Here is a 12,109-nt window from a genome sequence, read left to right as displayed (position 1 = left end):
TCTGGTAGTCGATGAGCATCAAGCGGCTATGCGTGCCCGATGGTGCTGAAAATCTTGATGCAAGACGCCAGGAATAAGCTCGGCCATTGACCAAAGAAAAAGCCTCCTTGCGGAGGCTTTAAGAAAACGAAAAAACGCTCTCTTGTGAATTTGCTAGCACCCGTTTAAAGGTTAGCGATCACTATCGCGGTTTCCCGCGTATTTGTGGTGCCGGAGAGATGAATCGAACACCCGACCTTCTCATTACGAATGAGCTGCTCTACCGACTGAGCTACACCGGCTTAGCCTTTGATTATAGCGGGTCGTGGTAGCGGGTCAGGCGCTCGACTTCGTTTTTCGAACCCAGGGCCACAGCTACGCGCTCGTGCAGTTTGGTGGGCTGCAATTCGAGAATTCGCTCGCGGCCATTGGTGGCGGCACCGCCGGCCTGCTCGACCAGCCAGCTCATCGGGTTGGCCTCGTACATGAGACGCAGCTTGCCGGGCTTGCCAGGTTCGCGCTTGTCCCACGGGTACATGAAGACGCCGCCGCGCATCAGGATGCGGTGCACGTCGGTCACCATGCTGGCGATCCACCGCATGTTGAAGTCTTTTTCGCGTGGGCCTTCGGTGCCGGCCAGCATCTCGTCGATGTAGCGCTTGACCGGGGTATCCCAGTGGCGCATGTTGCTCATGTTGATCGAGAACTCCTGGGTGTCTTCAGGGATGCGCAGGTTCTCTTGCGTGAGCACGAACGAGCCTTGCTCGCGGTCGAGCGTGAACATCGCGACGCCATCGCCAACCGTCAACACCAGCGTGGTCTGCGGGCCGTAGATGCAGTAGCCCGCAGCCACCTGGTTCTCGCCCGGCTGCAAGAAGTCGGACTCCTGCACGCCGTGCTCGCCTTCGGGCTTTTTCAGCACGCTGAAGATGGTGCCGATGCTGACGTTGACGTCGATGTTGCTGGAGCCGTCGAGCGGGTCGAACAGCAGCAGGTATTCGCCTTGCGGATAGCGATTGGGCACCACATAGATGCTGTCCATTTCTTCGCTGGCCATGGCCGCCAGATGGCCGCCCCATTCGTTGGCCTCGATCAGCACTTCGTTGGCGATGATGTCCAGCTTCTTCTGGATCTCGCCCTGCACGTTCTCGCTTTCGGCCGAGCCCATGATGCTGTTTTCGCCTCCGAGCTGCCCCTTGTTGACGGCCATGCTGATGCTCTTGCAGGCGCGCGCCACGACTTCGAGCAGCAGCCGCAGTTGCGCTGGAATCTTTCCGTCGACGCGCTGCTGTTCGACCAGATAGCGGGTGAGTGAAATGTTCTGTGCCATGAATGCTTCTTTAGAACTTGGTACGTCAGTGCGTTACACGGCCAAGGCGCGCGTGACGACCTCGTGCGTGTCTTTGCTGAGGTCGGGTTTGGCCGCGACACGGGCGATGGCCTCGCGTGCTGCGCTTCGGTACGGCTCGGCCAGCTTGCTCCAGCGGTCGAGGCCGCGTGCCAGGCGCGCCGCTACCTGCGGGTTGATGGCGTCGAGCTCGATCACACGGTCGCTCCAGAACACATAGCCGGCCGCATCGGGCCGGTGGAATGCGCCGGGGTTGCCGCTGCAATAGCTGAAGATCACGCTGCGCGCGCGGTTCGGGTTCTTGATGGAGAAGTCCGGGTGCTTCATCAATTGCTTGACCAGCGGCAGGATGTCGCCATTGCGGTCGGGCGCGCCGGCCTGGAGCGAGAACCACTTGTCGATGACCAGCGCCTCGTCCTTGAAGATCGCATGAAAACGCGCCAGCGCCTGAGCCGCCAGCGCATGGCCCGACGACACCAGTGCGTTGAGTGCATTGAAGCGATCGGTCATGTTGCCGGCGTCCTTGAAGCGCTGCAGCGTTTTACCCGGCCACACGGTGTCGTTGGACTCGCGCGCAGCGATGCAGAGGTACGTCAACGCCATGCCCGCCAACGCGCGTCGGCCCGACGATGTCGGATCGGGGCTGTAGGCGCCGGTGTCCTGGTTCTCTTCGTAGACGCGCTGCCAGTCGGAGAAGAGGGCGGTCGCCAATTGCACCCGCATGGCTTCGCGCACGGCATGCACCCGCTGCGGATCGACCACTTCCAGCTGCTCTGAGATGTAGGTTTCCGATGGAAGCGCGAGCACCAGTTCCTTGAAAGCAGCGTCGAGATTCGGGTCGCGCAGCACGCCGCGCATCGCGTCGACATACGCTTCGTTCAGAGCCGGACCGGTGGCGTTGGCATCGCCGGTGATTGCCTGGATGGCCGAGCGCAAACCGAGGCGCTGGCCGGCTTCCCAGCGATTGAACGGATCGACGTCGTTAGCCAGCAAGGTGAGCAACTGCGTGTCGCTGTAGTCGAAGTCCAGAATCACCGGCGCGCTGAAGCCGCGCAGGATCGACGGCACAGGTTCGGCGTCGAGGTTGATGAAAGTGATCTGCTCGCGTTCCTGCGTCAGCACCAGCGCGCGCGTGCCGTGCGCCGCGTCGCTTTCGCCTTCGAGTTGCAACGGCAGCTCATGCCCGTCGGCGCTCAGCAAGCCGAGGTTGACCGGAATCACGAACGCCTCTTTGATGGGCTGGCCCGGCGTCGGCGCGCAGCTCTGCGCGAAGCTCAATGTGTAGCTGCGCTGGGCCGCGTCGTAGTTGCCTTGTGCCGCGAGGCGCGGCGTACCAGCCTGCGCGTACCAGCGCTTGAACTGCGGCAGCAGGCTTGCAAGGTCGGAATCAGGGTTGGCATCGGCAATCGCGTGCGCAAAATCGTCGCAGGTCACGGCCTGGCCGTCGAAGCGCTCGAAGTAGAGCGTGATGCCGCGTTCGAAGCCTTTGCGGCCCACCAGCGTCTGCATCATGCGAACGACTTCGGCGCCTTTTTCGTAGATGGTGACGGTGTAGAAATTGCTGATCTCGATGTAGCTGTCGGGCCGCACCGGGTGCGCCATCGGGCCGGCATCTTCGGGGAACTGCGCGGTGCGCAATACGCGCACGTCTTCGATGCGCTTGACCGCGCGGGCCGATGCGTCGGCGCACAGGTCCTGGCTGAATTCCTGGTCGCGGAAGACGGTAAGGCCTTCTTTCAGCGACAGCTGGAACCAGTCGCGGCAGGTCACGCGGTCGCCCGACCAGTTATGAAAGTACTCGTGGCCGACCACGCTTTCTATGTTGCTGTAGTCGGCGTCTGTAGCCGTCGCCTGATTGGCCAGAACGTACTTCGTGTTGAAGATGTTCAGGCCCTTGTTTTCCATCGCGCCCATGTTGAAGTCGCTTGTCGCAACGATCATGAAGCGGTCGAGGTCGAGCGGCAGGCCGAAGCGCGCTTCGTCCCACAGAACGGAGTTGACCAGCGAGTTCATCGCGTGCTCGGTCTTGTCGAGATCGCCGGCACGCACATAGACCTGCAGCAGATGCTCCTTGCCGTTGCGCGCGGTGATGCGCTGCTCGCGTGCCACCAGCTTGCCGGCGACCAGCGCGAACAGATAAGCCGGCTTCTTGAACGGGTCGACCCACTTGGCGAAGTGGCGTCCCTCGTTGCCCGGCCCTTCCAGATCGCCGTGCTCGACCAGGTTGCCGTTCGACAGCAGCACCGGGTAAGCGTACTTGCTGGCGCGCAGCGTGACGGTGTAGCTGGCCATCACGTCGGGTCGATCGAGGAAGTACGTGATGCGGCGAAAGCCCTCGGCCTCGCACTGCGTGAAGAAGGTGTCCTCGCTCACGAACAGGCCCATCAGCTTGGTGTTCTTGATGGGGCAGCAGGTCGTGAAGATCTCGAGCTCGAAAGCATCGGGCAGGGCGTCGATGACCAGCTGGTCGCCTTCGATGCGGAACGACGCGCCGTGGTTGTCGACCAGCACGCGTGCCAGGTTCAGCTCGTCGCCATCGAGGCGCAGTGGCTGCACCGGCACCGCGGGATTGCGGCGCATGCGCATGCGGTTGAGCACGCGGGTTTTGTTCGGGTCGAGGTCGAAGGTCAGCTCGACCGTGTCGATCCAGTAGGCGGGCGCGACATAGTCTTCGCGGCGAATGGCGACCGGTTGGCCTTGTGCGTCACGCAACAGCATCGAGAGTCTCCAGAAAATTTGAATGGGCGAGTTCGTCGTAGTCGTGCACGGCGGCGATGACGTGCGGGCCGGCGAGCTCTGCGGGCGTGTGCGTGCTGCAGACGGCGACGGCGCGCATGCCGCCACGCCGTGCGGCTTCAATGCCGAAAGGCGCATCTTCGAAAACGATGCAGCGCGCAGGCGCCACGCCGATGCGGCGCGCAGCTTCTAGAAAGATCTCGGGGGTCGGCTTGCCGGCAAAGCCTTCGTCGCCACCGACGATGGCCAACGGCAGCGGGTCCATCCTGAGCCGCGACATCGCGAACTCGATGTTGTGTTTGTCGCCGGCTGTGCCGACGGCGATCTTCAGCCCGCGTGCCACAGCGGCCTTGGCGAAAGCGCCGAAGCCTCCCACCTCACGGAACTCCGCCGCGAAGAGCTCGCGGTAGATCAGCTCTTTCTCGTGCGTGATTTCCGCGCTCTCAACCTCGGTCACCTCGCGCTGCATCAGCTCGCGCGCGCATTCGACGGCTGTGCGGCCGGTGGTGCGGCGCATCAGGTCCGGCACGTCGATCGTCATGTTGCGGCGGCGCGCGTACTCGACCCATGCCTTGGCATGCCAGGGCATCGAGTCGATCATGGTGCCGTCCATGTCGAAAATGAGCGCTTCGACGGGGCCTGTCCAGAGCGTATCGGCCGCCATCAGACGCCTTGCTTCAACGACGCTTCGATGAAGACATCGAGATCGCCGTCGAGCACCTTCTGCGTGGCCGACACTTCGACGTTGGTGCGCAGGTCCTTGATACGGCTGTTGTCCAGCACGTAGCTGCGAATCTGGTGACCCCAGCCCACGTCGGTCTTTGTGTCTTCCAGTTTTTGCTGCGCTTCCTGCTGCTTCCTCAACTCGAAGTCGTACAGCCGTGAACGCAGGCGTTTCCACGCTACGTCGCGGTTGCTGTGCTGGCTGCGGCCGTCCTGGCACTGCACCACGATACCGGTCGGGATATGCGTGAGCCGCACCGCCGAATCGGTCTTGTTGATGTGCTGCCCGCCCGCGCCGCTGGCCCGGAAGGTGTCGACCCGCACGTCCGACGGGTTGATGTCGATCTCGATCGAATCGTCGACTTCGGGGTACACGAAGATGCTGGCGAAGCTGGTGTGGCGGCCGCCCGACGAGTCGAAAGGCGACTTGCGCACGAGGCGGTGCACCCCGGTTTCGGTGCGCAGCAAACCGAAGGCGTAGTCGCCCTCGACCTTGATGGTCGCGCCCTTGATTCCGGCGGTGTCGCCCGGTGTTTCGTCTTCGATCTGCGTCTTGAAACCCTTGCGCTCGGCATATTTCAAATACTGGCGCAGCAGCATGCTGGCCCAGTCGCAGGCTTCGGTGCCGCCGGCGCCGGCCTGGATGTCGACAAAGCAATTGAGCGGGTCTGCCGGGTTGTTGAACATCCGGCGGAATTCGAGCTGCTTGATGTCGGCTTCGAGCTTGCCGGCGTCATCGGAGATGGCTTGCAGGCCATCCATGTCGCCGTCTTCCTTCGACATGTCGAAAAGCTCGGTGTTGTCGGACAGCCCGCTGGTGAGCTTGTCGAGCGTGACGACCACGTCGTCGAGCGCCTTTTTCTCGCGGCCAAGCTCCTGCGCTTTCTTGGGGTCGTTCCAGACCTTGGGATCTTCGAGCGATGCGTTGACCGTCCTCAGTCGTTCGGCTTTGGCATCGTAGTCAAAGATACCTCCGTAAATCGACCGTGCGCACGCTCAGGTCGGCAAGGCTGGCGCTGATTTGGTTGATTTGCTCTGCATCCATGGGGTGTCCTGACGGTGTTCGGGGAAACCGGGTATTTTCTCACGGCTTCATGAAATGGCGACGGCCACCTCCAGAGGCAGAGTGACCCGAAAGACCGCACCGGCGCCGGGTTGGCTTTCGACGCTGATTTCGCCACCGTGGGCCCGCACGATCTGACGTGTGATGTAGAGCCCCAGGCCGAGACCAGCGGCGTGCTTTTTGCTGTCGGCGGTGCGTTCGAATTGTTCGAAGATGCGCTCCTGATCCGCCGTTGCAATGCCCATGCCGCCGTCACGCACCGTCATGAAAGCCTGCGGCGCTGCACCCGCGAAACCGGCGCTGGCGGCAGCGACACCGACCTCCACCCGCACCGGCTTGCCGCCGCCGTAGCGCAGCGCGTTGGTCAGGAGGTTGGTCAGCACCTGTTCGACGCGGAACTCGTCCCACATGCCTTGCACCGGCCCGGCGGCGTGCAGCGTGATGGTCGAGCCCACGGCCTCGGCCTGCTGCCCCAGGCTATCGACCACGCGCGCGGCCATCGCCGCCAGATCGAAGGGCTTGGGCTGGATCGACAGGGCACCGCTGCGCAGCCGCGTGACGTCGAGCATGTCGTCGATCAACCGCACCATGTTCTGGATCTGCCGCTGGTCGCGCTCGATCATGGCCGGCAGCTTGGCGGGCTCGAAGGGCGCCAGATTGCCTTTGGTGAGATGCAGCTTGCGCACCTGTGTTTCGAGATAGAGCGTGTTGAGCGGCGTGCGCAGTTCGTGCGACACCATCGACATGAAGTCGTCGCGCATGCGTACCGCGCGCTGCAGTTCGCACTGGGCCGTCTGTAGCTGCTGCACCAGTTGCTCCGTCTGATGATGGGCCGCTGCCAGCGCGTCCATCTCGTGCTTCAGTGCCTTGCGGTGACGGTGCAGGTCGACGAAGACGTTGACCTTGCTGATGACCACGTGACCATCGAGCGGCTTCTGCAAGAAGTCGACCGCGCCACTTTCGTAGCCCTTGAAGGCGTAGTTGAGTTCGCTGCCCGCGGCGCTGACGAAGATGATCGGGATGTGCCGCGTGCGCTCCGTGCCACGCATCATCTCGGCCAGCTCGAAACCGTTCATGCCGGGCATCTGCACGTCGAGAATGGCGAGCGCGAACTCGTGCTCGAGCATCAGCGCCAGCGCCGCGTCGGCAGAGGTCGCCTGGTACACGGTGCGCAGAGGCCCGCGAACGAGCGCGTCGAGCGCCATCAGGTTTTCCGGAAGGTCGTCGACGATCAGCAGTTTGCTTTCGACGTCAGTGAGCATGAGGCGAATCCAAGGGGTCCAGTCGAAGAAGTAGCGAGCTCAATCCGAGCAAAGGCAGCACGGCATCCGGCGTGTGGCGGGCCAGCGCGGCCAGCGGCATGGTCGGCACATGCGCTTCAAGCGGATCTTGCACCGCCGTGAAACCGCCGAGAGAATGAATGTGCGCCATGCCGCGCGCGCCGTCTTCGTTGGCGCCGGTGAGCAGCAGCCCGGCCAGGGCACTTTGGTAGGCGTCGGCCGCCGAACTCATCAGCACATCGATCGACGGGCGGGAGAAAAGTACCGGCGGTTCGCAGCTCAAGGAAAAACAGCGATCCCGCTCGATCGACAGGTGGTAGCCCGGCGGCGCGAAGTGCAGCGTTCCGGGGGCGAGCGGGCGCTTGTCTTCGGCCTCGCAGACCGGAATCGAAAGGCGCGGCGCAAAGACTTCGGCCAGACGGCTTTCGCGTCCTTCGGGCAAGTGCAACACCGTGACGATCGGCAGCCGCCATGTCTGCGGCAGACCGACAAGCAGGTTGAGCAGCGCGTCGATGCCACCCGCCGAGGCGCCAATCACCACGGCATCGATCCGTCGTGTCGTCACGAGGCTTTCCGGAACAGGCGCTCGGCCCTAACCAGCGGATCGAAGCGCGTCGCATAGCCGGAGAAATCGATGCTCTCCTTCGAGCCCAGGCCGAGAAAGCCGCGATGGCACAGCGATTCGTGGAAGAGACCGAGCGCGCGGTCTTGCAATTGGCGGTTGAAGTAGATCAACACGTTGCGGCACGACACCAGCTGGGTCTCTGCAAACACGCTGTCGGTGGCCAGGCTGTGGTCGGCAAAGATGACGTTGGCGCACAGCGACGGGTCGAACCTGGCGGCATCGTAGGCGGCGACGTAGTAGTCGGAGAACGCTCGCGTGCCGCCGGCGCGTTGGTAGTTGACCGTGTACTTTTGCAGCGTGTCGAGCGCGAAGATGCCCTGCCGCGCCTTGTCGAGAGAGGCGGAGTTGATGTCGGTCGCATAGATCCGGCTGCGGTCGAGCAGGCCCTCTTCACGCAGCAGGATGGCGAGCGAATACACCTCTTCGCCGGTGCTGCACCCGGCGACCCACACCTTGATGGAAGGGTAGGTGTGCAGCACCGGAACCACCTGCCGCCGCAGTGCCAGAAAGTAGCTCGGGTCGCGAAACATTTCGCTGACCGGAATGGTGAGGTACTGCAGCAGCCGCGTGAAGATCGCCGGCTCTCGCAGCACCTGGTCCTGCAGCGCGGAAACCGAGGACAAGCCCAACTGCGTCAGCGCGTAGGTCACGCGACGCTTCTGCGAGGCGCCGGTGTAGTCACGGAAGTCGTAGCTGTACTTGAGGTAGATCGCCTCCATCAGCAGGCGAAGGTCGATCTCGTCGTTGCCGGGCGGCACGAGCGCGGGAGGAGGGTGGGCGGAAGCCGGGGGCAGCGAGGTCATAGCCGTTCCATCTTGGGCATCCACACGCGCAACAGCGAGAAGAGCCGATCGAGGTCGACGGGCTTTGCAAGGTAGTCGTTGGCACCTGCAGCCAGGCATTGTTCCTGGTCGTCTTTCATCGCCTTGGCCGTGACGGCGATCACCGGCAGATTGTCGAAACGCTTGTCTTGGCGAATCCGCCGCGTGGCCTCGAGGCCGTCCATCTCCGGCATCATCACGTCCATCAGCACAAGGTCGATGTCGGGCACGCTGTCGAGCTTGGCGAGCGCTTCGAGGCCGTTGCGTCCGATCTCCACGATGGCGCCGCGTTGCTCCAGTGCGCTGGTCAGGGCGAAGATGTTTCGCACGTCGTCATCGACCAGCAGGATGCGGCGGCCTTCGAAAACGCGGTCGCGGCCGCGGGCGGTCTTGAGCATCGTTTGCCTTTCGCTCGACAGCTCCGATTCCACCTTGTGCAAAAACAGCGTGACTTCGTCGAGCAACCGCTCCGGCGAGCGCGCACCCTTGATGATGATGGAGCGCGAGTAGCGCAGCAGCTCGGCTTCTTCGTCGCGCGTGAGGTTGCGCCCGGTGTAGACGATGACCGGCGGAAACGACGAGATCTCCTCGGTCGCCATGCGCTTGAGCAACTCGCTGCCTTGCATATCGGGCAAGCGAAGGTCGGTGATCATGCAGTCGAACACGCGGTTGCGCAGCAGCTTCATCGCCTCTTCGCCGGACGCGACCGCAGTGATCGCCACGTCGTCGTCGCCAATGAGCTTGATTACGCTTTCGCGCTGCAGTGCGTCGTCTTCCACCAGCAGCACCTGCTTGACCTTTTGCGACAGCTTGTCTTCAATCTTCTTGAACACTTGCTTGAGCTGGTCGCGCGAAGTGGGCTTCAACGCGTAGCCGATTGCGCCCATGTGCAGCGCGGCTTCCGACTGGTCTTGCGCCGACACCACATGGACCGGGATGTGCCGCGTCTGCGGATCGTCCTTGAGGTGCTGCAACACGTTGAGGCCGCTGCTGTCGGGCAGCCGCATGTCGAGCAGGATGGCGTCGGGCACGAACTGAGTCGCGAGGGCGAAGCCATCGGCTGCGCCGTGCGCCACCAGGCAGCTGTAGCCGAGCTCGTGCGCGAGGTCGTAGAGGATGTGCGCGAACTGCGGCTCGTCTTCGATGACGAGCACGCGGCGCGCCTGGTCACGCGGCAAGGCGCGATCGTCGGCGAAGGTGGGCAGTACGGGGCGGGGCGGCGCAGCGGGGCCAGGAGTGAGCGGCGTCGACATCGCCCGCGCCGTGGACTTGGCTGCCCGCGTACGTGAGGGCGAAGGTGAAGGTGAAGGTGCGGAGGCAAGCACCTGCCCGGCGCCCGAATGCGCGCTACGCACCGGCAATTCCGCCGGCTCCGACGGCAATGCGGCGGGCAACCTCAGCGTGAACGTACTTCCATGACCCGGCTCGCTCTCCACTTCGAGCGTGCCACCCAGCAGATGCGTCAGGTCACGCGAAATCGACAGGCCCAAGCCGGTGCCGCCATAGCGCCTGCTGGTGGTGCCGTCTGCCTGGCGAAAAGCTTCGAAGACCACCTCCTGCTGATCGGCCTGGATGCCGATGCCCGAGTCGCTCACGGAGAACGCCACGCCACCCTCGGGTGCAGCCGAAACACCCAGCACCACCTCGCCGCGTTCGGTGAACTTGAGCGCGTTCGACAACAGGTTCTTGAGGATCTGCTCGAGCCGCTGGCGGTCGGTGTTGAGGCTCGTCGGCGCGCCCGGCTGCAGGTCGAGCCGGAAGCCCAGACTTTTCTGCTTGGCGAGCGGCGTGAAGGTCATCGCGAGGCTGTCGGTCAGGCGTGACACCGGCACGTCTTCGGCCACCAGTTCCATCTTGCCGGCCTCGACCTTGGCGATGTCCAGGATGTCGTTGATCAACAGCAGCAGGTCGTTGCCCGAGGCGTAGATCGATTCGGCGAACTTGACCTGCTCGGCACTGAGGTTGCCCATCGGGTTGTCGCCCAGCAGCTTGGCGAGGATGAGAGCGCTGTTGAGCGGCGTGCGCAGCTCGTGCGACATGTTTGCCAGAAATTCCGACTTGTAGCGACTGGCGCGCTGCAGTTCTTCGGCCCGTTCGTTCAGGTCGCGTTGCACGCGGCGCAGAGCCAGATTGCGCTGGTCGAGTGCCTCGGTTCGCTCCGACAACTGGCTGTTGGTTTGCTCCAGCTCGGCCTGCTGGTTTTCAAGCGTTGCCTGCGATTGGCGTAACACGCGCGATTGCTCTTCCAGCTCTTCGTTGGCGGTGCGCAACTCTTCCTGCTGGACTTGCAGCTCCTCGTTGAGTTGCTGCGTTTCGGCCAGTACGTCTTGCAGCTGCTCGCGATAGCGCGCGGCGGCCACGGCGCTGCCAAGCGTGCCCGACACCGAGTCGAGCAGCGCAGATGCACGCGCGTCGGGCTTGGTCATCAGGCCAAGTTCGAGCACACCGTTGACGAACCCATCGTTGGCAATCGGCAGCAACAGCGCGGCGCGCGGCGACATGGCGCCCAGGCCGGTATTCACCTTCAGGTAGTCGGCCGTCACTGGTTCGACCAGCATCGTGCGGCGCTCGATGGCAACCTGTCCGAGCAGGCTTTCGGTCGACGAGAAGGTCTGCGAGCTGGCCTCGGCCTCGGCCGAAAAACCGTAGCTCGAGGCACGGCGAAGCCTGCCGTTCGGCTCGCGCACATAGAGCGCACCGACAGTGCTGCCGAGCTGTCGCGCGAAGAACGCGAGCGCCTTGCGACCGAGCTCCTGCGCGCTGAGCTGGCCGACAATTTCGGCCGCCAATTCTGTCTGCGAACTGCGCAGCCAGGCCTGCTGTTGCAGCACCTCGGCGTGCGCGGTTTGTTCGTCGAGCGCGGCGCCGTAGTTGGTTGACAGCTCGGTGAGTTGCCGGCGTCCGAAGTACGCCAGATAGCCGGTGAGGATCAGGCTGAACAGCACATAGGCCACCACCACTGCAATGCTGGTGTTGTGCGCTTCGTTGTTGCGCTGAAAACGCAAAGCCTGTTCGGTGGAAATGAAGGCGCCGTACTCGGCTCGCATGGCATCGCTCAGTGATTTGCCACGGCCGGCCGTCACGGCCGTGCGGTAGTCCTGACCGGCGCGCCGCAACGCGATCAGCTCGGATGCGTAGGCATCCCAGCTCTTTTGTGTGGCCGCGATGCGGTCGACGCGCGACACCTGCTGCGCGTTGTCGGACACCAGCAGCCGCAATGCGGCCAACTCGGGGCCGATGCGTGCTTGGGCGGCGTCGTAGGGTTGGAGAAAACTTGGCTCTCCGGTGATGAGGAAGCCCCGCATGCCCGATTCGAGATCGACGGTGAGGCGCTGCGCCTCTGTCGCGCTCCGGGTGACCTGGTCGGTGTGTTCGACCCAACCGATCACCGACAAAAGATAGAGGATCAAGGCCACGAACGTGACCGCGCCTGCCAGCCCGGCGACAAGGGGCAGCTTGACGTTGCGACTCAGCGCGCGCTGAAAGGATTGCTGATCGATCGCGCGGGAGCTTTTCATGGGAGATGGGTGGGAG

The 12,109-nt window shown here is 63.5% G+C and carries 8 protein-coding genes and 1 tRNA gene; all 9 read right to left on the bottom strand.

The window, feature by feature from the left end; translation table 11 throughout:
- Positions 1 to 205: 205 nt before the first annotated feature.
- The 9 genes from QN413_RS03640 to QN413_RS03600 all read right to left on the bottom strand — a co-directional run bounded on the left by QN413_RS03640 (position 206) and on the right by QN413_RS03600 (position 12,093).
- Positions 206 to 281, bottom strand: a tRNA-Thr gene (locus QN413_RS03640).
- Between the two features lie 11 nt (positions 282 to 292).
- Positions 293 to 1,309 carry a class 1 fructose-bisphosphatase gene (locus tag QN413_RS03635; RefSeq protein WP_323495295.1) on the bottom strand — a complete coding sequence of 339 codons (1,017 nt, stop codon included), beginning with the start codon at positions 1,307 to 1,309 and terminating at the stop codon, positions 293 to 295.
- A gap of 33 nt (positions 1,310 to 1,342) precedes the next feature.
- The gene (pepN, locus tag QN413_RS03630) at positions 1,343 to 4,045 is read right to left on the bottom strand and encodes an aminopeptidase N (RefSeq protein WP_323495294.1); all 2,703 of its coding nucleotides are present in this window, start codon (positions 4,043 to 4,045) and stop codon (positions 1,343 to 1,345) included.
- Positions 4,032 to 4,727, bottom strand: a complete 696-nt coding sequence (locus tag QN413_RS03625) for an HAD family phosphatase (protein ID WP_323495293.1) — start codon at positions 4,725 to 4,727, stop codon at positions 4,032 to 4,034. Before QN413_RS03625 ends, pepN begins: the two co-directional genes overlap by 14 nt.
- Positions 4,727 to 5,831, bottom strand: a protein-coding gene (gene prfB, locus QN413_RS03620) for a peptide chain release factor 2 (protein ID WP_323495292.1) whose coding sequence is annotated in 2 segments (ribosomal slippage) — positions 4,727 to 5,749 and positions 5,751 to 5,831 — 1,104 coding nt in all. Because the reading frame shifts where the segments join, the coding sequence is not laid out codon by codon here. The genes QN413_RS03625 and prfB overlap by 1 nt, the downstream gene beginning before the upstream one ends.
- 47 nt (positions 5,832 to 5,878) lie before the next feature.
- Positions 5,879 to 7,111 (bottom strand): hybrid sensor histidine kinase/response regulator, encoded by a 1,233-nt coding sequence (locus QN413_RS03615; RefSeq protein WP_323495291.1) that lies wholly within the window; start codon positions 7,109 to 7,111, stop codon positions 5,879 to 5,881.
- Positions 7,101 to 7,694: a chemotaxis protein CheB gene (locus QN413_RS03610; protein ID WP_323495290.1), complete on the bottom strand. Its 594-nt coding sequence runs from the start codon at positions 7,692 to 7,694 to the stop codon at positions 7,101 to 7,103. The genes QN413_RS03615 and QN413_RS03610 overlap by 11 nt, the downstream gene beginning before the upstream one ends.
- Positions 7,691 to 8,557 carry a protein-glutamate O-methyltransferase CheR gene (locus QN413_RS03605; RefSeq protein ID WP_323495289.1) on the bottom strand — a complete coding sequence of 289 codons (867 nt, stop codon included), beginning with the start codon at positions 8,555 to 8,557 and terminating at the stop codon, positions 7,691 to 7,693. Before QN413_RS03605 ends, QN413_RS03610 begins: the two co-directional genes overlap by 4 nt.
- On the bottom strand, positions 8,554 to 12,093 hold the full coding sequence (locus tag QN413_RS03600; protein WP_323495288.1) for a response regulator: 3,540 nt from the start codon (positions 12,091 to 12,093) through the stop codon (positions 8,554 to 8,556). Before QN413_RS03600 ends, QN413_RS03605 begins: the two co-directional genes overlap by 4 nt.
- Positions 12,094 to 12,109 lie beyond the last annotated feature (16 nt).

The sequence above is a fragment of the Variovorax sp. LG9.2 genome (assembly GCF_035018885.1).
Classification (GTDB): Bacteria; Pseudomonadota; Gammaproteobacteria; order Burkholderiales; family Burkholderiaceae_C; genus Variovorax.
Note: the sequence above shows the minus strand (reverse complement) of the source record. Positions and strands in the feature narration are given on the sequence as shown.